The organism is Pararhodobacter oceanensis (assembly GCF_003076755.1).
Taxonomy (GTDB): Bacteria; Pseudomonadota; Alphaproteobacteria; order Rhodobacterales; family Rhodobacteraceae; genus Pararhodobacter; species Pararhodobacter oceanensis.
In genome coordinates this window covers 321,818-347,936 of sequence record NZ_QDKM01000001.1, presented here as the reverse complement: position 1 = coordinate 347,936, position 26,119 = coordinate 321,818, and the positions used below count along the sequence as shown (strand labels likewise).

Sequence of the window (26,119 nt, the reverse complement as noted above, 5' to 3'; positions counted from 1 at the left end):
TTAGAAGGGAGCCGAGATGAAAATCGCCTATATAAAAACGCAGAAAAGCGGCGCAAGCGATGATCTGCTGGCCGCATTGGTTGCGCAGTTACAGGCCGCAGGGCGGCAGGTTGCGGGCGTCATTAAGGATCATAATTACGCCCCGAGTCACGCCAATGGCTGCGACATGAAGCTGCGGGTGCTGCCGCAGGGGCCGGTGATCAAGATCACCCAAGATCTGGGCACGGGCTCGGATGCTTGCCGTCTGGATGCTGACGCTTTGACGCAGGTCGTCGCTTTGGTGGAAGCCGGTGCGATCGCCGGTAGCGAATTGTTTGTGCTTAATAAATTCGGACCCGAAGAACGCCTCGGGCGCGGGTTCTGCGCCGCCATCGCCACCGCGATCGAATACGGCGTGCCGGTGCTGGTTGGGGTCAGCAGCGCCAGTGAGGCGGGTTTGATCAGCTTCGCAGGCGGGCAGGCGGAGGCGCTTGACGCCGATCTCGTGCATCTCCACAGATGGTGGTCAAATGCGAGATCCGAACACCAGCCCCTCCAAACCTAGCCCTTCCGCCGCGGCGGCGCATGCGCCCGGCCGCTCCACCTCTCGCGTGCGGGCATGGGCGGGGCCGGGACTGCTGACTTACGGCTACCGACCGTTCTTTCTGTTCGGCGCGATCTGGTCGGCATTAACCATGGTGCTCTGGATCTTCAGCCTCGCCGGAGGGATCACCCTGCCCACCCCGATGGACCCCGTCTCGTGGCACGCGCATGAAATGCTGTTCGGGGCATTGGGCGCGTTTCTCGGCGGGTTTCTGTTAACCGCGATTCCCAATTGGACCGGCCGTTTCCCGATCCTCGGCTGGCCGGTCGCCGTGCTGGCCGCGACTTGGGCGCTGGGACGCGTGGCGCTGCTCAGCCCCGCGCCGCCTCTGACGATAGTTGCCGCCGATCTGCTGTTTCCGCTCTTGCTAGCGCTGGCCATGCTGCGCGAGATTGTGGCGGGGAAAAACTGGCGCAACCTGCCGGTTCTGGCGCTGTTTCTCGGCTTTCTCACCGCGAATGGGCTGTTTCATTGGCAGGTGCTGCACGGTGACTACGCGGCGGGGGGCGCCGGATTCCGGCTTGGGCTGGCGGTGGCGGTGGGGTTTGTCACGCTGATCGGCGGGCGCGTGGTGCCCAGTTTCACCCGCAACTATCTGGTCAAGCAAAAGCGCAGCGGCTTGCCGCACCCCTTCGGCCCGCTCGACCGGCTGGCCCTGAGCCTCGGCGCGCTGGCGCTCTTCGCCTATGTCGCGCGGCCCGAGCATGCGGTGACCGCCGCGCTCTGCCTCGCAGCGGGGGCCGCACATCTGATCCGGCTGGCGCGCTGGTCCGGCCAAAAGACCGCGGCCGAGCCCTTGGTTTGGATCTTGCACATCGGCTATCTCTTTATCCCGCTTGGGTTTTTGCTGACCGGCGGTGCAAGTCTCGCGCCCGGTTTGATCCCCGAAATCGCCGCGCAGCATATCTGGATGATTGGCGCGGTCGGCGTGATGCCACTGGCGGTGATGTCGCGCGCGAGCCTTGCCCATGCGGGGCGACCGCAGGTGGCGAGCGGTGCGCTGCGGGTGATTTACCTGATGATCCTGAGCGCCGCCGCCATGCGATTCACCGCGGGCTATAGCGCCGCACCCCTCTGGTTCACGCATCTCTCTGGCGCGCTGTGGATCGCCGCTTTCGCCGGTTTCGCGCTGCATTACTGGCCGATCCTCACCCACAAACGCAAACGCCGCAGCTAGCGCCCGCGCCGCTGTTACCATTGGCCGCAGTCGACCGCGCTGCGCCGCTGCTCTATCCTCTGCGCAACCGAACCCAGCGCCCAAACCTGCGAACCCCGAGATGTCACAGAGCAAACCGACGCCACACCCCTGCGGCAGTTGCGCCCATTACGCGGGCAGCATCTGGCAGCCGGTCACTGCCAGAGCCACCGATGCGCTGACCCGCGGCTTTACCCGGCGCAATTTGCAACGCGGGCAGGTGTTGTTCCTGCAAGGCGATGAAAACCGCGCGGTTTACTGCGTGTCCAGCGGCTTGATCGCCCTACGCGCGCATCACGAGGACGGGCGCTCGACGCTGCTGCGACTGGCCTATCCGGGCGATATCATCGGCTACCGGTCGTTTCTTGAGGGGCGCCGCCATAGGACCGAGGCGCGCGCGCTCTTGCCCTCGCGGATCTGCACCGTGGGCCAGCGCGACGCGCAGCGGGTGATCGGCAGCACGCCTGCGGTGATGGCGCGGCTCACCTCGCGCTGCATTGCAGAAATCGACCGCAATCACGCGCGGATTATCGCCAGTGCCACCGCCTCGGGGCAGGACCGGCTGGCGGATATTCTGACACGTCTGATGCGGGCGCATGGCACGGATACGGGCGCGGAATTTACCATGCGGCTGCCGGTCTCGCGCCGCGATCTGGCCGATCTACTGGGGGTGCAGCCCGAGACCATCTCGCGGCTGATCAAACGGCTGCAAGAGGGCGGGCAGATGCTTGCCTCGGGCCGCCAGATCACTATGGCGCGCAGAATGCTGGATGTGCAGGCTGCGACGGATCACGCGGCCGCCTAGAGGTGACGCGCGGGCAGGGCGCTGCGTGATGCGGGCAAATATACCCCTGAAATGACGGTTTTTCATTCAAATGCAACGGGTTCCCGGCCTGAAACCCATGTTTCGCGCGCGCATGAGGCAGCCTGAAACGCCCCATAGCGATGCGCCGAAAACCCGCCAAGCCCTTATCATCAATCACCAAACCCCAATCGCACCGCGCGCCGTGCCAGCGCCTGTCGGCCCATCCCCGCGCCAGATCACCGCCCGCGCTGCGCATAGAGCCCTGTGTCTCTAAAACTTGACGCAGGTCAAAGCCGGAGCCTGCGCGGCGCTCTATCCATAGGGATATGAGCAATCGAATCGGATCATTTCTTGTCGCCCTGTGCACCAGCCTCTCGCTGATCGCGAGTTCGGCGGTGATCGGCGTTGCGCAGGGCCGGTCCGATCCGCGGCACGACCAGTTGACCGAAATGGTGATCTGCGACCGTCAGGGCGGCACCTCGACGATCTATGTCGATGACGCCGGCAACCGCGCCGATCCCGATCAGCACTGCGATCTCTTGCCCTGCCGCGACTGCCTGAGCGCCGTCGCCTTTTTCACGCCGCCGCTGGTCAGCGCGCCGGCTGCACTCCGCTTTGCCGCACCCGCACATGACGCGTTGCAGCATGACAGTATTCCCGTTCGGGCACCGGTGTTCCATCCGGCCCGCGCGCCCCCGACCGAGGTCTGATCTCTATGTTTGCCCCGCTTCTCAGCCGCTTCATTGTCTTCTTGGCAGCCCTGCTATTCCCGCTGGCCGCCGCCGCGCAAACGCCCCATTTGCAGCGCTTCCTGGTGGACACAGACCCCGCGTCGCTGGTGGCAGAGGCCGATGGTTTCGGCGCCATCCGCGAGGATCTGCCGGTCGCCCCCTTGCTGCGCGGCTCCGAGCGCATCGGCTGGGCCTTCATCACCTCGGATTTCGTCGGCACCACCGGCTATTCGGGCAAACCGATCCATGTGATGGTGGCGATTGGGGATGATTCCACCATTCTCGGCCTGAATATGGTCGATCACTCCGAGCCGATTGTGCTGATCGGCATCCCCGACAGCCGCATCCGCGAGAGTATTGCCGGTCAAATCGGCATCAATCTGGCCGATCTGGCGAATGGCGGCGAGGCGCCGGAACTCAACATCATCTCGGGCGCCACCGTGACGATCATGGTGATCGACGACTCGATCCAGCGGTCGGGCATTCGGGTGGCGCGGATGATGGGGCTGGGCGGGTTGACCGCGCAGAGCCCTGACAGCGGGCCGCAGTTCGATCTGAACGCCGAAGCCGAGGCCGCCGACAATTGGTTCGATCTGGTTGGCGATGGCACGGTGCGGCGGATGACGCTGGATGTCGGGCAGGTCAACGCCGCGTTCGAGCAACTCGAAGACCCGCGCGCTGCGCGCCGTGCGCTCACCGATCCGGCGGAAGACACCTATATCGACCTCTATACCGCGCTGGTCAGCGTGCCGGGCATTGGCCGCGAGATCATGGGCGAGGCCGAATACGGCAACCTGACCGAATGGCTGGAAGAGGGCGATCATGCGATCTTTGTCGGCGGCCGTGGCCCCTATTCCTTTAAAGGCTCGGGCTATGTGCGCGGCGGGATTTTTGACCGTATCGTGTTGATCCAGGGCGATATCTCGGTGCGCTTTCGCGACCGCGACCACCGCCGCCTTGGCGATGTCGCCGCGCAGGGCACGCCGGCCTTGAACGAGACGGATATCTTCCGCATCAGCGCCGACACCGGCTTTGATCCGGCGGAACCATGGCGCTTGCAGCTTCTGGTGCAGCGCGATGTTGCGGCGCTGGAGCGGGCCTTCACCACCTTCGATCTGGGCTACCAACTGCCGCGCGCCTTTGTCACCGAGCGCGCCCGTCCGGTGGCCGCGATGGCCACGGATATTCACGACGATCAGGCCGAACGCGAGGCGCAGATGGCCCTGATCGAGCGTATCTGGAACGACCAGAAGCTGGAGATCGGCGTGTTGATCGCGATGTTGGTGATCCTCACGGGTGCCTTCTTCTTCCAAAGCTTCCTGACCCGCTCCGAGCGCGTCACCTATTGGTTCCGCATGTCCTTCCTGACCGTGACGCTGTTTTTCCTCGGCTGGTATGCCAATGCACAGCTCTCGGTGGTCAATATCCTCGCCCTGTTCCAATCGCTGATCGGCGGCTTCTCGTGGCAGGCGTTCCTTCTCGACCCGCTGACCTTCATCCTGTGGTTCTCGGTGGCGGCGGCGATGATCTTCTGGGGCCGCGGCGCCTTCTGCGGCTGGCTCTGCCCCTTCGGCGCGCTGCAGGAGCTGACCAACCAGATCGCCCGCAAACTGCGTGTGCCGCAGATCACCCTGCCGTGGGGCCTGCACGAGCGTCTCTGGCCGATCAAATACATGATCTTTCTGGCTCTCTTCGGCGCCTCTCTGGTGTCGCTGGAATGGGGCGAGCGTCTGGCCGAAGTCGAGCCGTTTAAAACCGCCATCGTGCTGCGTTTCGACCGCGCTTGGCCCTTCGTTCTCTTTGCGCTGGCCCTGCTGTTCGCCGGTCTGTTCATCGAGCGCTTCTACTGCCGCTATCTCTGCCCCCTGGGCGCGGCACTGGCGATCCCGGCGCGGATGCGAATGTTCGACTGGCTCAAGCGCTACAAGGAATGCGGCAACCCCTGCCAGACCTGCGCCAACGAATGCTTTGTTCAGGCGATCCACCCCACCGGCGAGATCAACCCGAACGAATGCCTGAACTGCCTGCACTGCCAGGTTCTGTATCAATCCGAGCAGAAATGCCCGGTTGTCATCAAGCAACTCAAACGCCGCCAAACGGTGTCGGCCAGCGTCAAAAGCGCCGGTGAGAAGCTCGATCAAATCACCAAGTCCAATACTCTCAGAAAGGAGACTTGAAATGTCTGACCACAAAGAACACAGCGGCATCAGCCGTCGGGGCCTGCTGGGGGCCACGGCCACCGGCACCGCATTGGGCGCCATCGGTCTGCCCCGTGCCGCGATGCTGGCCGGCACCGCCGCCACGCTGACCGCCGCCAGCACCCGCTCGGCCTCGGCCTCGGCGGTTGAGGATGCGCATGTTGCACCGGGTCAGCTGGACGAATACTATGGCTTCTGGTCCTCGGGTCAGGCCGGCGAGATGCGCATTCTGGGCATTCCGTCGATGCGCGAATTGATGCGCGTGCCGGTGTTCAACCGTTGCTCGGCGACCGGCTGGGGCTCGACCAACGAGTCGATCGCCATCCATAAGGAAAACATGCTGCCTGCGACCGCGGAATACCTCGCCGCCAATGGCAAGGAAATCCACGACAACGGCGACCTGCACCACGTCCATATGTCCTTCACCGAAGGCCGCTATGACGGGCGCTTCCTTTATATGAATGACAAGGCCAACACCCGCGTTGCCCGTGTGCGCTGCGACATCATGAAATGCGACAAGATCCTCGAGATCCCCAACGCCAAGGCGATCCACGGTCTGCGTCCGCAAAAATGGCCACGGACCAACTATGTGTTCGCCAATGGCGAAGACGAAACGCCGATGGTCAATGACGGCACCATTCTCGACGATCCGTCGCAGTATGTGAACTTCTACACCGCTGTCGATGCCGACGAGATGCAGGTCGCGTGGCAGGTGATGGTCTCGGGCAACCTCGACAACACCGACTGCGACTATGACGGCAAATACGCCTTCTCGACCTCCTATAACTCGGAAATGGGCATGGATCTGCCCGATATGACCGCCGCCGACATGGACCATGTTGTGGTGTTCAACATCGCCGAGATCGAGGCCGGTATCGCGGCGGGCGACTATATCGAGTTGAACGGCGTCAAAGTGATCGACGGGCGTAAAGGGAACAACAAGAAATACACCCGCTACATCCCCGTGCCGAACAACCCGCACGGCTGCAACATGGCGCCCGACAAGATCCACCTCTGCATTGCTGGCAAACTCTCGCCAACGGTGACGGTGATCGACGTGCGGCTCTTGGACAACCTGTTCGAAGACGACAGCCTTGTCGACAACTCCGAGGACATGCGCGCCTGCGTCGTGGCCGAGCCGGAACTGGGTCTCGGGCCGCTCCACACCGCCTTTGACGGGCAGGGCAACGCCTATACCACCCTGTTCCTCGACAGCCAGATCGCGTTCTGGAACATCGAGCGCGCGATCGAGGCGCATAACGGGGCCGATGTCGATTATCTGATCTCGAAAACCGATGTGCACTACCAGCCGGGTCACAACTCGACGACCATGGGTGAGACGCTGGACGCTGACGGGAAATACTTCATCTCGATGAATAAATTCTCGAAAGACCGGTTCCTCAATGTCGGTCCCCTCAAGCCCGAGAACGAGCAACTCTTTGCCATCGACGGGGACAATCTGCATCTCGTGCACGACGGCCCGACCTTCGCCGAGCCGCACGACTCGATCCTTGTGCACCGCTCGCTGATCAACCCGCGCAACGCCTATGACCGCGCCGATCCGTCGTTTGACGCGGTGCGCGCACAGGCCGAGGCCGACGGGGTGGACATCGACGACTGGATGGACACGGTGATCCGCGATGGCGACAAGGTGCGGGTCTATATGACCTCGATTGCTCCGGCCTTCTCGCTGGACAAATTCACCGTGCGTCAGGGCGACGAAGTCACGATCATCATCACCAATCTGGATGATATCGACGACCTCAGCCACGGCTTCACCATGGGTGACCACGGTGTCGCCATGGAGATCAGCCCGCAGCAGACCGCCTCGATCACCTTCAAGGCCACCAAACCCGGTGTCTACTGGTATTACTGCCAGTGGTTCTGCCACGCCCTCCACATGGAGATGCGCGGCCGGATGCTGGTTGAACCGGCGTAAGGAGCCATCATGCAACGCCTCCGTGTTCTTCTTTCGACCCTAGCGGTCATGATCCTCGTCTCGGCTGCGGGCCTCGCCCATGCCGTCGAGCGGATCGTGCCCGCTGAACCGGGGGCGTTGGCTATGGCCGTCGCCGGGGCCAGCCCCGGCGATACCCTGATACTTGCCCCGGGCCGTCACGACGGCCCGGTGGTTCTGGAATTTGCCATCACCATCGACGGCGCCGGTCAGGCGCTGGTTGAGGGCTCTGGCCTTGGTTCGGTGATCACCGTCACCGGCGAAGACGTCACCCTGCGCGGCCTAGAGATCCGCGGCTCGGGCGATGCACACGCCGAGGTGGACTCCGGTATCAAACTGGGCCGCACCGCCCGCCGCGCCTTGGTTGAAGACAACGTGCTGGTCGAAAACCATGTGGGAATTCATGTATTTGGCGCGCGTGATTCCATTGTCCGCGGCAATGAGGTCATCGGGCGGCGCCTGCACCGGATGAACTCGCGCGGGAACGGGATTTACGTGTGGAACGCCCCCGGCACCGTGGTAGAGGGCAACCATATCCGCTATGGTCGCGACGGGATTTTCGCTAATGCCTCGCGCGACAATATCTTTCGCGACAACATCATGCGGGATCTGCGCTTTGCGGTGCATTTCATGTATACCAACAACAGCGAAGTCACCGGAAACGCCTCAATCGGCAACCATCTGGGCTTTGCGATCATGTTCTCGAACCGCGTGCGGGTGGTCGGCAATCTGTCGCTCTCGGACCGCGATCACGGGATCATGCTGAATTACGCCAATAACGCCGATGTCAGCGGCAATCTGGTGCGCGGCGGCACCACCGAGAAATGCACCTTTGTCTATAACGCGCACCGCAATCTGATTGTCGGCAACCGCTTTGAGGGCTGCGGGATCGGCATCCACTTCACCGCTGGGTCCGAGCGCAATGTGATCACCAGCAACGCCTTTATCGGCAACCAGACGCAGGTCAAATACGTCGGCACCACAGATGTCGAATGGAGCCATGACCAGCGCGGCAACTTCTGGTCCGACCATCCGGCGTTTGACCTGAACGGCGACGGCATCGCGGATTCGCGCTTTCGCCCCAATGACTTGATGGATCATATCCTGTGGTCGCAACCCGCCGCCGGGCTGCTTTTGGGCTCGCCCGCCGTGCAATTGATCCGCTGGAGCCAAGCCAGTTTCCCCGCGACCCTGCCCGGCGGCGTGCTTGACAGTTACCCGCTGACGCGGCCGGTTTTGATCCCTGTGCCCGCCGAGATCCTTCAAATCGAGACAACAAACCGGCCCGCGTGGCTAGATGGAAGTGATGAAGATGACGACTCTTTCCCTGACCAAGGTTAACAAGACCTTCGGCGCGACCCATGCGCTGCGCGATGTCAGCTTTGACGTCGCCCCCGGTGAGCGTGTGGCGCTCTTGGGCCATAACGGCGCCGGTAAATCGACGCTGATGAAAATCATCCTCGGTCTGTTCGATGCCGATGCCGACACCGGCGGCGTGCAGGTTGTCGGCGCCGCACCCGGCAGTGCGCAGGCACGGCGGCAGGTGGCCTATCTGCCTGAAAACGTGGCCTTTCACCCCGCGCTCACCGCCCGCGAACAGATCCGCTATTACCTGCGGCTGCGCGGTGAACCTGTGGCGCAGGCCGATGAACTGCTCGAACGCGTCGGCCTCGGCCATGCCGCGCGCCGCCGCATCGGCACCTATTCCAAAGGCATGCGCCAGCGCGTCGGTCTGGCGCAGGCGCTGATCGGCAAACCGCGGCTTTTGGTGCTCGACGAGCCGACCTCGGGGCTTGATCCGGTCTCGCGCCGCGAATTCTACGCGATGCTCGACGGGCTGGCCGCCGATGGCGCCTCGGTGCTTCTGTCGAGCCATGCTTTGACCGAGGTCGAGGCGCGCACCGACCGCATCGTGATCCTCTCGGGCGGCACGCTGGTCGCCAATGACTCGCTGGCCAATCTGCGCCGCAGCGCCGCGCTGCCGATTGCCATTCAGGTCACCGCCCATCGCGATAGTATCGATGCCGTCGCCGCCGAGCTTGGCGGCACCCGTCACAACGGCAAGATGGTCTCGCTGAGCTGCTCGCATGACGACAAACTCGCCCGTCTGGGGCAGGTGGCAGCACTGGGCGAGGTGATCGAGGATGTCGAAGTCCTGCCACCCAGCCTTGAAGATCTTTACAGCCATTTCAGCCAGAGGAGCCCCTCATGACCGGGCTATTCACACCGATCCTCGCCGGCGCGGGCGCCGAATTCCGCATCGCGCTGCGCAACCGCTGGGTGGTGATCGCGGTGGGGGTGATGGCGCTCTTCGCCACCGTGCTCTCCGCCACCGGCAGCGCGCCAACCGGCGAGTTGGGCGCCGACCGTCTCTCGGTCACCGTCGCCAGCCTGACCAGCCTCGCGGTTTACCTCGTGCCTTTGGTGGCGCTTTTGATGAGTTTCGACGCCGTCGCCGGTGAACTCGAGCGCGGCACCCTCTCCTTGGTGCTGACCTACCCGCTGGCACGCGTCGAACTGCTGCTCGGCAAATTCCTCGCCCATCTTTTGATCCTCGCGCTGGCGCTCGCCGTTGGCTATGCGATTGCCGCCGGTGCCGCGCTCTGGGCCGATCCGCGCGCTGCCGCCGGTCTGCCCGCGCTCTGGCGGTTGTTCTGGACCTCGGAACTCTTGGGCGCCACCTTCATCGCCATCGGCTATGCGCTCTCGGCCCTCGCGCGCCGTCCCGGCGCCGCCGCCGGTCTGGTGATCGGCCTCTGGCTGGCGCTGATCGTGCTCTATGATCTGGGGCTTCTCGCCGCCGTGGTCGCCGATAGCGGCGGGCGGTTTACCACGCAGGTCTTCCCGTGGATGCTGATCGGCAACCCCGCCGACGCTTTCCGCCTCTACAACCTCGCCGCCTCCGAGGCGACCGCCGCTGCGGCCGGTATCGGCGGTGCCGCCAATGCCATCCCGATGTCCCATGCGCTGATCTCGATCCTGCTCTGGCCACTGGCCGCGCTGGGCTTCGCAACGCTGGCTTTTCGCAAGGTGATCCCATGATCAAACCCGCCCTTTTGACCCTCGCCATTCTGGCGCTTGCCGCCTGCGAAGACGAACTCGCCACGCTGCCCGCAGCGGTGACAATGGACGCCGAAGCGGTCGGCCATTACTGTCAGATGAACCTCCTCGAGCATCCCGGCCCGAAGGCACAGGTGCATCTGTCGGGCATGGAACATCCGTTGTTTTTCAGTCAGGTGCGCGATGCCGTCGCCTACCAGCGCATGCCCGAGCAAAGCCACGCGATCACGGTGATCTATGTCTCGGATATGAGCCACGGCGCCGATTGGGCCGAGCCCGGCGCCGACAACTGGATCCCCGCCGACACCGCGCATTACGTCATCGGCGCTGATATCGCCGGGGGCATGGGCGCGCCCGAACTGGTGCCGTTTTCCAGCGCCGAGGACGCGGCTGCCTTCACCCGTGAGCATGGCGGCGAGGTCACCCGGCTGGCCGATATCCCCGACACGCTGGTCTTGGCGCCGGTCGAATTCGAAGACCATTCAAGCGCCGGTGACGATGATGATTTCCGCCAACGCCTGCTCGATTTATCCCGCGATCTGGAGGGTTAACCATGACAATATCCCGTCGCCGCTTTCTGGCAATCTCCGCCGCCGCTCTGGCCGCCAGCACGCCCGCGCAGGCCGCTCCAATGCACCAATGGCGCGGCGTGGCGCTGGGCGCGGACGCCTCGATCACCCTGATGCACGCCGATGCTGAAGCCATCGTCACCCGCGCTTTGGCCGAAATCTCGAGGCTCGAACGGGTCTTCTCGCTGCATAATCCCGCCTCGGCGCTGGTGCAGCTCAACGAGAACGGCCGCCTCGCGCATCCGCCCTTTGAACTCTTGGAATGCCTGAGCATCGCGGGCGCGGTCCATGCCGCCTCAGGCGGGCGGTTCGACCCCACAATCCAGCCGCTCTGGGCCTTCTACGCCGAGACCATCGCCGCCGGACGCCCCATCGACGCCGCGGCGCGCGCGCAGGTCTTGGCCCGCGTCGGCTGGCACAATGTCCAGATCAGCCCCGCCGAAATCACCCTGCAAGAGGGCATGGCACTCAGCCTCAACGGCATCGCACAAGGCTATATCGCGGATAAGGTCGCCGACCTCTTGCGCGCCGAGGGGCTGCAGGATGTCTTGGTCAACACCGGCGAATTGGTCGCCATCGGCGGTGATCCGCGCGGCGGCGATTGGCCGGTGGCGCTGGATGACGGGCAGGCGGTGCGCCCCGAGGCGGTCTCGCTGCGCGATCGCGCGCTGGCCAGTTCCTCACCGCGCGGGATCAGCTTTGATCAGGCGGGGCAGGTGGGTCATATCCTTGATCCACTCACCGGCGAACCCGCCGAGGCGCCGTGGCGTCTGGTCTCGCTCACCGCTCCGCGCGCCGCATTGGCCGATGCGCTCAGCACCGCCTGCTGTCTGATGCAGCGCGATGAGATCACCGCGCTGCTCGCTGCCTTTCCGGAGGTGCGCCTCGCCCATCTGGGTTAGACCGGCTTAGCCGGCTGGGCGCTGCAAATCCTTCAGCACCGCCCCCGCCAGTTCAAACGAGCGGATGCGCGCGGCGGGATCATGGATCATGCCGGTGACCATCAATTCATCCGGCTGGTAGCGGGCGATGATCGCCTGCAACTGCTCACGCGCCATCTCCGGTGTGCCGACAGCCGAGACCGAAAGCGCGTGATCGACGCCCGCGCGCACCTGCGGCGGGATATGCTGTTCGATATCATGCACCGGCGCGGGCAGTTTCCCGGGCATGCCGGTGCGCAGCCGCGCAAAGGCCAGTTGCTGCGACGAACGGTGATAGTTCGCCTCTTCCTCGGTATCCGCCACACAAACCCCGGCGGCGACCATCGCATAGGGTTTGGCCAGATATTGCGACGGGCGAAAAGTCTCGCGATAGGTCGCCAGCGCCTGATCCAGCATCGCCGGGGCGAAATGCGAGGCGAACGCATAGGGCAGGCCCAGATAGGCCGAAAGCTGCGCGCCAAACAGGCTGGAGCCCAAGATCCACACCGGCACATTGGTGCCCTCACCGGGGATCGCGCGGACGCGGGCCGGGGTGTCGCTCTCGCCCAGATAGTCCAGCAATTCCTGCACATCTTGCGGGAAACTGTCCTCGGGCGCCATATGGCGGCGCAGCGCCCGCGCGGTCGCCATATCGGTGCCCGGCGCGCGGCCCAGCCCCAGATCAATCCGGTCAGGGTATAGCGTCGCCAGCGTGCCGAACTGCTCGGCGACCACCAAAGGCGCGTGGTTGGGCAGCATGATGCCACCGGCGCCGACGCGGATGCTCTGGGTCTTACCGGCGACATGGCCGATCACCACCACCGTCGCGGCGCTGGCAATGCCCGGCATATTATGGTGCTCGGCCAGCCAGAAGCGGTGATAGCCCGCAGCCTCGGCGGCCTGCGCCAGCGCCACGGTGTTTTCCAGCGCTTGCGCCGTGCTGCTGCCTTCGGCGACCGGCGCCAGATCGAGTAGGGAATAATGATACATGGGAACTCCGTTTTCCCTGATCTAGGTATGCGGGCGCGCAGGGCCAAGGGCGGCAGGCCAAGAGTTTCCCGCACCCTGCGTCAACTTGGCGGCCAGCGGCGGGGCTTGATCGGCCCTGAAACCACCCGCGGCCCGAACAGCTTCTGACGCAAGCGTTAACCACCCGCGCCATCCGCCCCCTTTCCCTGCCGCGCCGAGGGGTTACACTCGTCCCATCCGTGACCCTGCAAAGGAGCCGAAACCATGAGCTGGACCCCATGCCCCGACCCCGTTCTGGGCGATGCCGAAAGCGTCAATGCCGTGGAAACGCTGATTGTGCCGCGCGCCGTGGATCTGGGCGGGATGGAGGTGCGCCGCGCCTTGCCCTCGCTCAAACGCCAGATGGTCGGGCCGTTTATCTTCTTTGACCAGATGGGACCGGCGGAGTTTCTGACCAACGAGGGCATCGACGTGCGCCCGCATCCGCATATCAACCTCGCGACGTTGACCTATCTGTTCGAGGGCGAAATCCAGCACCGCGACAGTCTGGGCACCAACCAGACAATCCGCCCCGGCGCCGTCAACTGGATGAAGGCGGGCACCGGCATCGTGCATTCCGAACGCACCTCGGAGGATAAGCGCCAGAACGGCCAACGGTTGTTCGGCTTGCAAACCTGGGTCGCGTTGCCCGAGGCGCAGGAAGAAACCGCACCCGCATTCATCCACCACGGCGCCGAGGATCTGCCGGAACTTGACGCCGAGGGGATCACCGCGCGGATTATCGCCGGTTCGGCCTTCGGCGAAACCTCGGCGCTGCAAACCGCCTCCGAGACGCTCTATGCCGATGTGACGCTGCAAGCGGGGCGGCAGATGCCGATTGACGCCGCCTATGAAGAGCGCGCGCTCTATACGATCTCGGGCGAGATCGAGATTGCCGGTGATTGCTTTGAACAGGGCCAGTTGCTGATCCTGCGTCCCGGCGATGCGATCACCGTCAAGGCACGAGCGACTGCGCGCTTCATGGTGTTTGGCGGCGCGCCAATGGGCGGGCCGCGCTATATCTGGTGGAATTTCGTCTCGTCGCGGCCCGAGCGGATCGAGATCGCCAAGGAGGAATGGGCCAAGGGACGCTTTGACACGGTGCCGGGCGACGAAGCGGATTTCATCCCGCTGCCCGAGACCAAGGGCAAACCCCGCCGCGCCACCGGCCGCGATACCTACCGCTAGCGCGTCACCTGCACGCGCTATTTATCCCGCGCGCCCATAGGCTTAGGCGTCGATGCGCTCCCCATGTGCGGGCGCCAGCTGGCCACGGCATCAAGCACCGCGTCGGTATCATCGGCGGTTCCGGTGGTGATGCGCAGACCCTCGCCGTCAAAACAGCGGGCGGCGATATCCATCTGCGCAAGATGGGCGTTCAAAGCGGCGGATCTCTCGCCCAGCGGCAGCCAGACGAAATTCGCCTGCGAAGGCGCGACCGGCACGCCTTTGGCGCGCAACCCCTCAGAGAGGCGGCGGCGCTCGGTGGCGTTGCGGGCGATCCGCGCGGTGACCGCGGGCTCATGATCGAGCGCGGCCAGAGCGGCAGCCAGCGCCACACCGGGCAGCGGGAAGGGGGGCTGCACGGCATGGATGTTCCTGATGATCTCGGGCGCGGCCATCGCATAGCCGACGCGCAGCCCCGCCAGACCCCAAGCCTTTGAAAAGGTGCGCAGGATCACCAGATTGGGATGACGGGAAAGCCGCGCGGCAGGGGACTTCGCCACCGCCTCGGCCTCGCCTGCAAAATCGCAATAGGCTTCATCCAGCACCACCAGAATATGCGCAGGGATCGCCGCGATCAGCGCATCCAGCGCTTGCGGTTCCAGCGCGGTGCCGGTCGGGTTATTCGGGTTGCAAATCAACGCGATACGGCTGCGCGGCGTGAGCGCGGCCAGAAGTGCTGCCGCATCAACGCCGTGCTCTGTGTTCAGCGGCACTTGCACCAGTTCCGCGCCCGACAGACCCGCGATGATCGGATAGGCCTCATAGGACCGCCAAGGCGCCACGATCTCATCGCCACTGTCGCACCAGCCGCGCAGGATCTGGTCGAGTAGCACAATCGAGCCCGCCGAGACCGCGATCTGTGCCGCCGCCAATCCGTGCCGCGCCGCCAGCGCTGCCGCCAGTGTCTCGCCGCGTAGATCGGGATAGCGGTTCGCGCCGCTCAGTGCAGCCGTCACCGCCCGCGCAATCGCCGGATGCACTGTGTCGGGCGCCTCATTCGAGCCCAGCCGGTGCGCCGCAACCCGCGCCCCCGCGGCGCGCCCCTTGCCGTAACCGGGCAGACCGTCAAGCCTTGCGCTGGGCGCGGGGGGTGTTGCGCGATCGGGTCTCATATCTCACCTCAAAACAGCAGGTCCGGCAGCCAAGTGGTCATCGCCGGCACGAAATAGATGATCACCACCGCCAGCAATTGCAGGCCGATGAAGGGCACCGCGCCGAGCCAGATCGCTTGCGTCGTCACCGAAGGCGGCGCGACCGAGCGCAGATAGGCCAAAGTATAGCCCACCGGCGGCGTCAGGAACGAGGTCTGCAGCACCATCGCGATCATCACCCCGAACCAGATCGGGTCGATGCCGCTGGCAAGGATCGGCGGGCCCATCACCGGAATCGCGATGATGGTGATCTCGACGTAATCCAGAAACATGCCCAGAAAGAACATGATCACCAAGACCATCAGCATCGCGCCATGGGGACCACCGGGAGCCGCCTCAAGCAGCTCTTTGATCCGCAGATCACCGCCCAGCCCGCGAAACACCAGCGAGAACAGCAAGGCGCCGATGACGATGGTGAAAATCATGCTGGTGGTGCGCGCCGTCGACCCCATCGCCGGCCCCAACACCTTGCCGCGCCAGATTTCGCGCCAGACAAAGAACAGCGCCAGCGCCCCGATGGCGGCGATCACCAGCGCGGCGCTCAGCATCATACCCTCCAGCTCGGTGGCATTCGAGCGCCCTGAGCGCAGGTCGAAATTCACCGCCATGAAGATCAGCACCGCAAGGCTGCCCACGGCGGTCCAGACCGCCCATTGCTTGCGCCCGCTGCGCAGACCGGCCAGCAGTGTCGCGCCCACGGCACCGACCGAGGCGGCCTCGGTCGCGGTGGCAATCCCGCCAAGGATCGAGCCCAGAACCGCGACAATCAGCGCCAGCGGCGGCACCAAGACGCGCAGCAGATCGGTCAGGCTCGGGGCATGGCCGTCGACCTCCAATGCCTCACGCGGCAGGGCAGGCGAGATATCGGGCCGCGCCCATGACACGATCAGTTGATAGAGAATATAGATACCCACCAGCATGAACCCCGGCAGCAGCGATCCGGCAAACAACTGCCCGACGCTCAGCGCTTCGGCGGCGAAATTGCCTTGGCTTTGCTGGGCTTGCTGATAGGCCGAGGACAGCACCTCGCCCATGATGATCAACACCGTCGAGGGCGGGATGATCTGCCCCAAAGTGCCCGCCGAACAGATGATGCCGCTCGAATAGGCCGGCCCGTAGCCGTAGCGCAGCATCACCGGCAGCGCCATCATCCCCATCGTCACCGTGGTCGCGCCGACGATGCCGGTCGAGGCCGCCAAAAGCGCGCCGACCAGCGTCACCGAGACCCCCAGCCCGCCACGCATCCGCCCGAACAGCGCACCCATCGTGCGCAGCAAATCCTCGGCGATCCGCGCGCGCTCCAAAATCATGCCCATGAACACAAACAGCGGGATCGCGATCAATGTCTCGGCGTTCATCGTGTTGAACACCCGCATCGGAAACGCCCCGATCAGGTTGAAGTTCAACACATCCAGCCACCAGCCGATCACCGCAAATAGCGCCGCGGTTCCGGCCAGAACAAAGGCGATGGGCGCGCCGCTGAGCACAAAAAGGCACAGGCCCGCAAACATCAGCAGGTCTAGGGGCAGGATCGTCATGCGGCTATTTTCCTTCGGAACTGTCGGGAAGCTGGCGGTCAAAGACCGCGACATCATGGCCGCCGATCACGGCAATACAGCGCAGCGCAATCGCCAGAGCCTGCACCAGCAGCAGGGCCACAAAGGCAAGGATCACGGATTTCAACAGATAGGTATAGGGCAGGCCGCCAAAGAACAGCGCGCCTTCAAAAATCTGCCAGGCGGCGCTGACATAGCGCCATGAGAACCAGCCAAGGATCATGCACAGCGGGATCACCCCGAACAGCACCGAGGCCAGATCGACCACCGCGCGGCCACGGGCGGACATGCGCGCATAGAACATATCCACGCGCACATGATCGTCTCTCAGCCATGCATATCCCGCCATCAGCATGAACAGGGTGGCGTGGCTGTAAATCACGCTGTCCTGCAATTTGATGCTGGTGGTCGAGAACAGATAGCGCATGGCCACCGTCGAGAATTTCAACAGAACCGTTGCCGCCACCAGCCAGAACAGGCTCGCCCCGATCACGCGCGAGGGGCGGTCCAGAAAACGGCTGATGGCGACAATCCGGTCCATAGTTGCGCCCTCAGCCTTCGGGGAACATCATCGTGCGGGCGGCATATTGCCCGCCGGTGGCATAGGGCGCGTATTCCGCCATCAGGTTGCGGAACCCCGCATAGCTGGCCATCACTTCGCGAACCTTGGGATCATCATCCTCCAGCAGTTCTGCGGCCATCTCGTTGGCGGCGACCGCCAGACCTTCGACAATCTCCTGCGGCAGTTGCCGGATATTGACCTCATGCTCGTCGCGCAGGGTGCGCACGGTGCGGGCATTGTTGATCTCATAGTCCATCATCGTCTCATCGGCCGCCGACATCGCCACCGTCTTGATGATCAGCTTCAAATCATCGGGCAGCTCGTTATAGGCGCTGGCGTTGATCGCGATTTCCTCGGTCGAGCAGGGCTCGCCGACACCGGGACCATAGTAGTTCTTGGCGACCTGATGGAAGCCAAAGGCAAAATCATTCCACGGCCCGACGAATTCGCCCGCGTCAATGGTGCCCGATTGCAGCGCCTGAAACACATCGCCGCCGGGCAGGGTGACCACCGCAACGCCAACGCGGCGCAGCATCTCGCCCGAGAAACCGGTGGTGCGGATACGCATGCCGTTCAGATCATCCAGCGTGTGGATTTCATTGTGGAACCAGCCGAACCACTGCGGACCGGTGCCACCAGCGAGGAAACCCTTGAGGCCGAATTCATCGTAAATCCCGTCGTATAGCTCCTGACCGCCGCCCCAATACATCCAGCCCAGTTTCTCCTGCATATTCATGCCGAAGGGGAAGGAGCCGAACATGCCGATCGCCTTGTTCTTCGAGATCCAATAGGCGGGCACCGAGTGATACATCTGGGCGACGCCCTGCGAGACCGCATCAAACACGCCAAACGAGGGCACGATCTCACCGGCGCCGTGCACGGTGATATGCAGACGGCCATTCGACAGATCGCTGATCCGCTGGGCAATGCGCCGCGCGCTGTCATCAAGCCCGGGTGCGCCCGTGGGCCAGGACGTGACCATGTCCCATTCGATACGGCTTTGGGTCAAAGCCGGTGTGGCCAGGGTCGCGCCGGTCGCGGCGAGAGCTGTGCCCGTCAGGAATTTACGTCTTTGCATTGTGAACCTCCCAGTTGCATCAATTGGTATATGCAACTTCAGCATGGTTCGGGACAAAGCGATGTGTCAAGAGATTTTTGACCTGCCAATGTCGCAATAGCTGCGCTGTCACAATGCGAGTGTGCGTCAGGAAAGATGCGCCTTCAAGTTGTCATTCGCCCTGCGAGGCTGAATCTTGCGCCGGGATGCGACAGGCGTGCGCTGCTGGCGATCATATCGCGTGACCATGTGCGGCGGCGCAGCAAAAGCACCGGCTCGCCGATGTTCAGTTCAAGCAATCTGGCAATCGATTCCTCCGCCGGAATCGCCTGGATCACATGCTCGACCTCCTGTAGCGCACCGGCAGCCATCAAATGCTCGTAGGGCGTGATCTTGGTGTAATCCTGATCCAGGAAATCCGGCGCATACCGCATATTCACATAGCGGTCCTCAACCTGCACCGGCCGGTCGTTCTCACGGTGCACCAGGATCGCGTGGAACACCGGACTGCCCGCCGGGATGTTCATTTCGGTCGCAACACTCATGCTGCAATCCAGCGTTTCCATCAATATTATATCGGTTGTATGCTGGTTTCCACGGCCTTCGATCTCGGTGTGGATGTTGCGCAACTCCAGAAATGTCGACTGGTTGCGGCGCGGCGCGACAAAGGTTCCGGCGCCCTGTTTGCGCAGCAAAACGCCCTCTGCGGAGAGGTCGCGCAGCGCAATATGAATGGTCATCCGCGAGATGCCCAGCTGCTCGACCAGCTTCGCTTCCGAGGGGATTCGGCTGCCCTCGGGCCATTCGCCGCTGTCGATTCGCGACAGCACGTGATTGCGCACCTGCTGCCCTAAAGACAGGGCGACTTCGCCATTGGCGCGCTGCTCCGAGGTCGGTGTGGGGCGTCTGCTCATGGGAAATTTGCCTGTAGCGTGCCGCGCGCCGACACCTGCTTCTTATAGCCCGCGCGGTGATTTGTCGCAATACGCAGGCGGCGATTCAGGCGGGCGGGGCGGGTCAAAAACTGTCTTGACAGAATCAAATCCTCAAGTTGTATTAAGTGGTATATACCAATTTGCACAACGCCACAGAAAATGCCAGTCACATTTTAGGAGGACACCATGGGGAAGCACGACCAGATCGAGACGCCGGAAATCCTGTATGAGGTTCGCGCCATGGGCGGGAACAACCTGCGCTGCAAAGGCTGGAAGCAGGAAAGCATTCTGCGCATGCTCGAGAACAACATGGAAAACGCCGAGCACCCCGAGGAACTGGTGATCTATGGCGGCATTGGCAAATGCGCGCGCAATTGGGAAAGCTATCACGCCATCGTCAAATCCTTGCAAGAATTGGAGAATGACGAAACGCTGGTCGTGCAATCGGGCATGCCGGTGGCGATTTTCCGCACCAATACCCTCGCGCCGCGGGTGGTGATGGCGACCACCAATATCATGAAAGCCACTTGGCCGATCTTCTATGACCTGCAGGACAAGAACCTGACAATCTACGCCCAGTACACCGCCGCGCCCTGGGAATATATCGGTACGCAGGGGGTGATTCAGGGCACCTTCCAGACCCTCGTGGCGATCGGCGATCAGGCCTTTGGCGGCAGCCTCACGGGCCGCATCCTGCTGACCGCAGGCATGGGCGGCATGGGCGGCAACCAGCCGCGCGCGATGACCATGTTGGGCGGCGTTTGCATCTGTGCCGATGTCGACGAGAAAGTGGTGAACCACCGGCTCGAGGTCGGCTACTGCGATGTAATCGTGCATGATTTCGATGAGGCAGTGGCAATGGCCAAAGAGGCCGCCGCCGAGGGCCGTCCCTTGGGCATCGCCCTGATGGGCAACGCCGTCGATGTGCTCAAGAAGGCGCGCGACACCGGATTCTTGCCCGATATCATCACCGATATGACCCCCGCCCATGACCCGCTGTCCTATGTGCCGGAGGGTGTCACCGTCGAGGAGGCGCGCGAGCTGCGCAAATCCGACCGCGACGGCTATATGAAACAGGCCGGCGCCTCGATGATCGAGCAACTCGAGATCATGAACGAGTTTCTCGATAAGGGCGTGCAGGTCTTTGAATATGGCAACTCGCTGCGCAAGGAAGCCCGCGACGCTGGCATGCCGGTCGACGCCGCGATGAAAATCCCCGGTTTCGTCGCCGCCTATATCCGCCCGCTGTTCTGCGAAGGTCGTGGCCCGTTCCGCTGGACCTGCATGTCGCGCGAGGCCGAGGATCTGGCGAAACTCGATGATCTGGTCGAGGAGATGTTCGCCGAGGATGATCTGGTGCGCAACTGGATCCAACTGGCGCGCAAACATATCCCGATCGAGGGTCTGCCCGCCCGCATCTGCTATCTCGGCTTTGGCCAGCGCAAGGCCTTTGGCATGCGGGTCAATGAGATGGTGCGCTCGGGCGAACTCAAGGGGCCGGTGGCCTTCTCGCGTGACAATCTCGACTCGGGTTCGATCGTCAACCCGACCTTCGAGAGCGAGCGGATGAAAGACGGCTCGGACCTGATCTCCGACTGGCCCTATCTGAACGCGCTGCTCAATGTGGCGGCGGGCGCCGATCTGGTCGCCATTCAGGAAAACTACTCGATGGGCGAGGCGGTGCATACCGGCGTCACCATGATCGCCGATGGCTCTGCCGAGGCCGATGTGCGGCTCGCCGCTTGTCTGACCACCGATAGCGGCATCGGCGTCGTGCGACATGCGCAGGCGGGCTATGACATCGCCCGCAAAACCGCCGCCGAGCGGTTCGAGAAAGACGGCGTGCAGGTGCCGCTCTGGTGGACCCCGACCGCGACCTTCGGCCCCGACGATTCGGCTGCGCCGAAAAAGAAGAACGCTTAAGACCCGACGTGAAAGGCCCCGATATGGACAAAATCACCCTCTTGATCGAGAACGCAGGCCAGATCCTGACCTGTGCGGCCGGTGCAGATGACCTTGTCGGGGCAAAAACCGGCTGCCTCGTGGCGGTGGCCGGGGACCGCATCGCCGCCATTGGCACACGCGCTGAAATCGCCGCCGCCCATGATCTGGGCGGCGCGCAGGTCATTGATGCGCAAGGCGGGCTGGTCATGCCCGGCTTCGTCGATTGCCATACGCATCTGGTGTTCCACAAATCGCGCGTCGAGGAATACGCGCAAAAGGTGCAGGGCCGCACGCCCGCCGAGATCAAGGCGATGGGCATCCCCACCGGCATCACCGCCACCGCGAAAATGATGCGCGAGGCCAGCCACGATGATTTGGCCGACAGCGCCGCCGAGCGGCTGGCGCAGATGCTCAGCTTCGGCACCACCACGGTGGAAAGCAAAAGCGGCTACGGGCTCAACACCGCGACCGAGATCAAGATGCTCGAGGTCAACCAGATGCTCGGGGAACGCCAGCCGATCGAGATCGTCTCGACCTTCCTTGGCGCCCATGAATTCCCCAACGACAAATCCCGCGACGCCTATATCGCCGAAATCCTTGACGAGATGATCCCCGAGGTTGCGCGCCGAGGGTTGGCCGAATTCAACGATGTCTATTGTGATGACGGCTATTACACCGTTGAAGAGTCTCGCAAAATTCTGCAAGCCGGGCTGGATCACGGCCTCAAGGTGAAAATCCACACCGACGCCTATTCCCATATCGGCGGCTCGACATTGGCCGCCGAAATGAAGGCCATCTCGGCCGATCACATGAACTACACCGACCCCGCCGAATACCCTTTGTTGCGTGACGCGGGCGTGGTCTGCGTGGTGATGCCGGCGCTCGATTTCGCCGTCGGCCATGCCCGCCCCTTTGATGCGCGCGGCCTGATGGACGCCGGTGTGACCGTGGCGCTGGCCACCGATATGTGCCCCGGCTGCTGGCTGGAATCGATGCCATTTGTCGTGCAACTCGCCTGCCGCCTTTACCAATTCTCTCCCGCCGAGGCGATCCTCGCGGGCACCCGCCACGCCGCCATGTCCGTTGACCGCGCCGACCGCATTGGCTCGCTCGAGGCGGGCAAACAGGCCGATATCGCGATCTTCCCATACGCGCGTTTTGAGGACATGGCCTATCAATTGGGCCGTGGTCGCGCGCGGATGGTGCTCAAGGCGGGCGCGGTTGTTTTCGACGCGGGCGACAGCCTCTAGCCGCCTATTTCGAGAAACTGCAAAGGAGCCCCCGCCATGCCCACGCTCTATGAAGTCGAGCATTTGCACCAGCCGGACGGCTGGCTGTCGCCCGGATTTCTCGAGGTTGGCGATGATGGGCAAATCCTTTCGGTCTCGGCCAGATGCCCCGCGGGCCGTCGCGCCGAGAAACTCGCGGGCTACGGCGTGCCGGGCCTCTCGAACCTGCATTCCCACGCCTTCCAACGCGCCTTGGCCGGGCGCACCGAATTTGTCACCGGCGCCTTAGCCGAGGACAATCTCTGGACCTGGCGCAAGGAAATGTACCGTATGGTCGACCGGCTGACGCCCGAGGCCTATGAGGCCATCGCCGCGCTGGTTTACCTTGAAATGCTTAAATTCGGCATGACCGCGGTCTGTGAATTCCACTATGTCCATCACCAGTCGGGCGGCGCGCATTTCGCCAATCCCGCCGAGATGTCCGACCGTCTGATCGCCGCCGCCGCTGACACCGGCCTCGGGCTGACCCTTTTGCCGGTGCTTTACGCCCATGGCGGCATCGGCAAACCCGCCGAACCGACGCAACAGCGCTTCGTGCATGATGTTGACGCCTATTTAGCCCTGATCGACACGCTACGCAGCCGCCGCACAGATCACCCCGATCTGCACATCGGGCTGGCGCTTCATTCCCTGCGCGCGGTCACGCCGGAGGAGGCCAAAGCGGCGCTTGCAGGGATGAACGCCCTCGACCCGCAGGCGCGGCTCCATATCCATGTCTCGGAAACCACCCATGAGGTCGCCGAGGTTGAGGCCGGTCTCGGTGCGCGCCCGGTGCAATGGCTGTTGGACAATACCGGTCTCGATGACCGCTGGTGCCTCGTGCATGCCACCCATCTTGATGCCTCGGAAATCGCCGGTGCTGCCGCCAGTGGCGCCGTCGCGGGGCTCTGCCCTTTGACCGAGGCGACGATGGGCGACGGGTTCTTTCCGCTGGTCGAATACCATCAGGCGGGCGGCGCGTGGGGGATCGGCACCGACAGCCATTATGCCACCTCGATCGCCGAGGAATTGCGCATGCTGGAATGCGGCAAACGGCTGGAACTGCGCCGCCGCAATGTCATCGCGCAGCCCTCTGCCACTGGCCCCGTGCACTCGGGCCCCGTTCACTCGGGCCGTGTGCATTTCGACATGGCGCTTAGAGGCGGCGAGCAAGCCTCGGGGCAGGGCGGCGGCGCGCTGATCATCGGACGCCGCGCCGATCTGTTGATGCTCGATGCGGATCGCAATGTGCTCTTGGGGCATGGCCCGCAGACCGCGCTGGATGCATGGATGCTTGGCGGCACAGAAAATCCGGTGCGCGACGTGATGATTGGCGGAAAATGGGTTGTGCGCGGCGGATATCACCCGCAAGAAGCGCGTATCAAAGCCAATTACCGCGCCGCAATGGCCCAGCTGACCACGTGAAACCATGCAAGTGATCCCCTATGAGTCGCTGACCGCAATCCCTTGGGTGAACGGCGGCGGCATCACCCGTGAAATCGCCGCCGAGCGTGACGCGAGCGGGATTCTCTGGCGCATCAGCCTTGCCGATGTCAGCCGCGAAGGCCCGTTCTCGAATTTCGCCGGTTTGCAGCGCATTCTGACCGTGTTTCACGGCGACGGTTTGCTGCTCGAGACCGATGACGGCCCGCTGACTGCGGTGCCGATGATGCCCTTGCCCTTTGCCGGTGATCTGGCCGCCTTCGGGCGGCTGCAATTCGGCCCGATCCGCGATCTCAATGTGATCTATCGCCCCTCGCGGATTGTCGCCTCGGTGCACCCCGTCAGCGGCCCCGCGATCCTGACCCCCGCAAGCCAGTCGCAGTTTGTGTTCCTTGTCTCAGGTGAGGCGGTTTGCGCCGGTCGCGCCTTGGCGCCGTTAACCACGGTGATCGACCCCGAGGCGCCGATTGAACTGGCGGCGGGCGCCAAAGCCCTGCAGATTATCCTCGCAAAAACGGGCGGTTGAACACCGGCACCGGCCCATAAACCGGCGCGTTTGTCAGGCGTGCAGCCCGTGGCCCATCGCGGCCAAAGCCGCCTCTTGCAGGGCCTCGCCCAGCGTCGGATGCGCGTGCACCGTCGCCGCGATATCCTCGAGCCGCGCCTGCATTTCCAGCGCCAAGGCAAACCCCGCCGACAGTTCGGACACGCCCGCGCCCACCGCCTGCAACCCCAGCACCTGATGCGTATCCGCCCGCGCCAGCACCCGCACAAAGCCTGCATCCGCCTGCATGGTCATCGCGCGGCCATTGGCGCTGAACGGGAACACGCCGGTCTTGATCTCGCGCCCCGTAGCGCGCGCTTCATCGGGCGAGAGCCCGACGCTGACCACCTCGGGATCGGTGAAACAGACCTCGGGGATCGCCTGTTTATCCCATGCCAGACGCTCGCCCGCCACGATCTGCGCGACCATGTCACCCTGCGCCATCGCGCGGTGCGCCAGCATCGGCGCGCCGGTGACATCGCCAATCGCGTAAATCCCGCGCATCGCGGTCTGGCACTGCGCATCGACGCGCAGAAATGGCCCGTCCATCTCGAGCGCCAGTTCTTCGCGGCCCCAACCTTCGGTCACCGGCCTGCGCCCCACGGTCACCAGCACCTTCTCCGCCTTGATCCGCGCGTCACCCGACGGACCGTCAACCTGCAGCGCGCCTTTCTCGGTCAGCCCCACTGCCTTACTCTCCAGCATCACCTTGATGCCCAGCTCTTTGAGCCGCCGCATCACCGGCCGCGTCAGTTCCGCGTCATACTGCGGCAGGATGCGCGGCGCGGCCTCCACCACCGTGACCTTCGCGCCCAGTTTCGCAAACGCCGTGCCCAATTCCAGCCCGATATAGCCGCCGCCGACCACTGCCAAACTGGCCGGCACCGCCTCCAGCGCCAGCGCCTCGGTTGAGGAAATCACCCGCCCGCCAAAGGTCAGCGCCGATAGTTCCACCGGCGCCGAACCCGTCGCGATCACCACATTTTGCGCGTGGATCACCTGCACGCCGGTGTCGGTCTCTACCGCCACCGTGCGCCCGTCACGAAACCTTGCCGGGCCGGTGACGCGTTTGACGCCGGATTTCTTCAACAAGCCGCTGACGCCTGAGGTCAGCCGCGTCACAATCCCGTCCTTCCATTCCATCGTCTGCGCCAGATCGATCGACGGCGCCCCCGCGCTGATCCCCAAGGCATCGCCCAACGCGCGCGCGCTGGCCTGCGCGAATGCATCACCGGCATGGATCAGCGCCTTGGACGGAATACAGCCCACGTTCAGACAGGTGCCCCCGGGGCGCGCGCGGTCGACGATCACCGTATCGACGCCCGCCTGCGCCGCGCGGATCGCGCAGACATAGCCACCGGGGCCGGCGCCGATCACCAACAGCTTGCAGGAGATATCCTTCATCC

The 26,119-nt window shown here is 63.8% G+C and carries 23 protein-coding genes; 16 read left to right on the top strand and 7 right to left on the bottom strand.

Annotated elements, in window-relative coordinates:
- Positions 1 to 16: 16 nt before the first annotated feature.
- The 11 genes from DDE20_RS01520 to DDE20_RS01470 all read left to right on the top strand — a co-directional run bounded on the left by DDE20_RS01520 (position 17) and on the right by DDE20_RS01470 (position 12,000).
- Positions 17 to 544 carry a DUF2478 domain-containing protein gene (locus DDE20_RS01520; protein WP_116556676.1) on the top strand — a complete coding sequence of 176 codons (528 nt, stop codon included), beginning with the start codon at positions 17 to 19 and terminating at the stop codon, positions 542 to 544.
- Complete coding sequence (locus DDE20_RS01515) at positions 510 to 1,760, top strand: NnrS family protein (protein ID WP_116556675.1); 1,251 nt, start codon at positions 510 to 512, stop codon at positions 1,758 to 1,760. Before DDE20_RS01520 ends, DDE20_RS01515 begins: the two co-directional genes overlap by 35 nt.
- Positions 1,761 to 1,860: 100 nt before the next feature.
- On the top strand, positions 1,861 to 2,583 hold the full coding sequence (locus DDE20_RS01510; protein ID WP_116556674.1) for a Crp/Fnr family transcriptional regulator: 723 nt from the start codon (positions 1,861 to 1,863) through the stop codon (positions 2,581 to 2,583).
- Positions 2,584 to 2,909: 326 nt separating this feature from the next.
- Positions 2,910 to 3,293, top strand: a complete 384-nt coding sequence (locus DDE20_RS01505; RefSeq protein ID WP_116556673.1) for a DUF2946 family protein — start codon at positions 2,910 to 2,912, stop codon at positions 3,291 to 3,293.
- Positions 3,294 to 3,298: 5 nt separating this feature from the next.
- The gene (locus DDE20_RS01500; RefSeq protein WP_116556672.1) at positions 3,299 to 5,491 is read left to right on the top strand and encodes a NosR/NirI family protein; all 2,193 of its coding nucleotides are present in this window, start codon (positions 3,299 to 3,301) and stop codon (positions 5,489 to 5,491) included.
- Between the two features lies 1 nt (position 5,492).
- Positions 5,493 to 7,451 carry a TAT-dependent nitrous-oxide reductase gene (nosZ, locus tag DDE20_RS01495; protein WP_116556671.1) on the top strand — a complete coding sequence of 653 codons (1,959 nt, stop codon included), beginning with the start codon at positions 5,493 to 5,495 and terminating at the stop codon, positions 7,449 to 7,451.
- 9 nt (positions 7,452 to 7,460) lie between these two features.
- Positions 7,461 to 8,810 (top strand): nitrous oxide reductase family maturation protein NosD, encoded by a 1,350-nt coding sequence (locus DDE20_RS01490; protein WP_240607803.1) that lies wholly within the window; start codon positions 7,461 to 7,463, stop codon positions 8,808 to 8,810.
- A complete protein-coding gene (locus DDE20_RS01485; protein ID WP_116556670.1) occupies positions 8,782 to 9,681 on the top strand; it encodes an ABC transporter ATP-binding protein in 900 nt (299 codons plus the stop codon). Before DDE20_RS01490 ends, DDE20_RS01485 begins: the two co-directional genes overlap by 29 nt.
- Positions 9,678 to 10,511, top strand: coding sequence for an ABC transporter permease (locus DDE20_RS01480; RefSeq protein ID WP_116556669.1), 834 nt, complete (start codon positions 9,678 to 9,680; stop codon positions 10,509 to 10,511). The genes DDE20_RS01485 and DDE20_RS01480 overlap by 4 nt, the downstream gene beginning before the upstream one ends.
- Positions 10,508 to 11,080, top strand: coding sequence for a nitrous oxide reductase accessory protein NosL (locus tag DDE20_RS01475; protein ID WP_116556668.1), 573 nt, complete (start codon positions 10,508 to 10,510; stop codon positions 11,078 to 11,080). The genes DDE20_RS01480 and DDE20_RS01475 overlap by 4 nt, the downstream gene beginning before the upstream one ends.
- 2 nt (positions 11,081 to 11,082) lie before the next feature.
- Positions 11,083 to 12,000: an FAD:protein FMN transferase gene (locus DDE20_RS01470; RefSeq protein ID WP_205961598.1), complete on the top strand. Its 918-nt coding sequence runs from the start codon at positions 11,083 to 11,085 to the stop codon at positions 11,998 to 12,000.
- 6 nt (positions 12,001 to 12,006) lie between these two features.
- Here DDE20_RS01470 and DDE20_RS01465 read toward each other — a convergent pair whose 3' ends face one another.
- Positions 12,007 to 13,008, bottom strand: a complete 1,002-nt coding sequence (locus DDE20_RS01465; RefSeq protein WP_116556667.1) for an LLM class flavin-dependent oxidoreductase — start codon at positions 13,006 to 13,008, stop codon at positions 12,007 to 12,009.
- Positions 13,009 to 13,251: 243 nt separating this feature from the next.
- Here DDE20_RS01465 and DDE20_RS01460 point away from each other — a divergent pair, with 243 nt between their 5' ends.
- Positions 13,252 to 14,214 carry a pirin family protein gene (locus tag DDE20_RS01460; RefSeq protein WP_116556666.1) on the top strand — a complete coding sequence of 321 codons (963 nt, stop codon included), beginning with the start codon at positions 13,252 to 13,254 and terminating at the stop codon, positions 14,212 to 14,214.
- Positions 14,215 to 14,231: 17 nt separating this feature from the next.
- On the opposite strand, the gene DDE20_RS01455 is transcribed toward DDE20_RS01460, so the two are convergent.
- The 5 genes from DDE20_RS01455 to hutC form a co-directional block, all read right to left on the bottom strand.
- On the bottom strand, positions 14,232 to 15,365 hold the full coding sequence (locus DDE20_RS01455; RefSeq protein WP_116556665.1) for a histidinol-phosphate transaminase: 1,134 nt from the start codon (positions 15,363 to 15,365) through the stop codon (positions 14,232 to 14,234).
- An 8-nt stretch (positions 15,366 to 15,373) separates the two neighbouring features.
- Positions 15,374 to 16,942 carry a TRAP transporter large permease gene (locus tag DDE20_RS01450; protein ID WP_205961597.1) on the bottom strand — a complete coding sequence of 523 codons (1,569 nt, stop codon included), beginning with the start codon at positions 16,940 to 16,942 and terminating at the stop codon, positions 15,374 to 15,376.
- A gap of 4 nt (positions 16,943 to 16,946) precedes the next feature.
- Positions 16,947 to 17,501 (bottom strand): TRAP transporter small permease subunit, encoded by a 555-nt coding sequence (locus DDE20_RS01445; protein ID WP_116556664.1) that lies wholly within the window; start codon positions 17,499 to 17,501, stop codon positions 16,947 to 16,949.
- 10 nt (positions 17,502 to 17,511) lie between these two features.
- Positions 17,512 to 18,600 carry a TRAP transporter substrate-binding protein gene (locus DDE20_RS01440; RefSeq protein WP_116556663.1) on the bottom strand — a complete coding sequence of 363 codons (1,089 nt, stop codon included), beginning with the start codon at positions 18,598 to 18,600 and terminating at the stop codon, positions 17,512 to 17,514.
- A 143-nt stretch (positions 18,601 to 18,743) separates the two neighbouring features.
- Positions 18,744 to 19,493, bottom strand: coding sequence for a histidine utilization repressor (gene hutC / locus DDE20_RS01435; RefSeq protein WP_116556662.1), 750 nt, complete (start codon positions 19,491 to 19,493; stop codon positions 18,744 to 18,746).
- A gap of 207 nt (positions 19,494 to 19,700) precedes the next feature.
- Here hutC and DDE20_RS01430 point away from each other — a divergent pair, with 207 nt between their 5' ends.
- The 4 genes from DDE20_RS01430 to DDE20_RS01415 are packed head-to-tail and all read left to right on the top strand — an operon-like array spanning position 19,701 to position 24,695.
- Positions 19,701 to 21,437, top strand: coding sequence for a urocanate hydratase (locus DDE20_RS01430; RefSeq protein ID WP_116556661.1), 1,737 nt, complete (start codon positions 19,701 to 19,703; stop codon positions 21,435 to 21,437).
- Between the two features lie 23 nt (positions 21,438 to 21,460).
- Complete coding sequence (gene hutI / locus DDE20_RS01425; RefSeq protein ID WP_116556660.1) at positions 21,461 to 22,708, top strand: imidazolonepropionase; 1,248 nt, start codon at positions 21,461 to 21,463, stop codon at positions 22,706 to 22,708.
- 36 nt (positions 22,709 to 22,744) lie between these two features.
- The gene (locus DDE20_RS01420; protein ID WP_116556659.1) at positions 22,745 to 24,151 is read left to right on the top strand and encodes a formimidoylglutamate deiminase; all 1,407 of its coding nucleotides are present in this window, start codon (positions 22,745 to 22,747) and stop codon (positions 24,149 to 24,151) included.
- A 4-nt stretch (positions 24,152 to 24,155) separates the two neighbouring features.
- On the top strand, positions 24,156 to 24,695 hold the full coding sequence (locus DDE20_RS01415; RefSeq protein WP_116556658.1) for a HutD/Ves family protein: 540 nt from the start codon (positions 24,156 to 24,158) through the stop codon (positions 24,693 to 24,695).
- 33 nt (positions 24,696 to 24,728) lie between these two features.
- Here DDE20_RS01415 and lpdA read toward each other — a convergent pair whose 3' ends face one another.
- On the bottom strand, positions 24,729 to 26,117 hold the full coding sequence (gene lpdA, locus DDE20_RS01410) for a dihydrolipoyl dehydrogenase (RefSeq protein ID WP_116556657.1): 1,389 nt from the start codon (positions 26,115 to 26,117) through the stop codon (positions 24,729 to 24,731).
- Positions 26,118 to 26,119 lie beyond the last annotated feature (2 nt).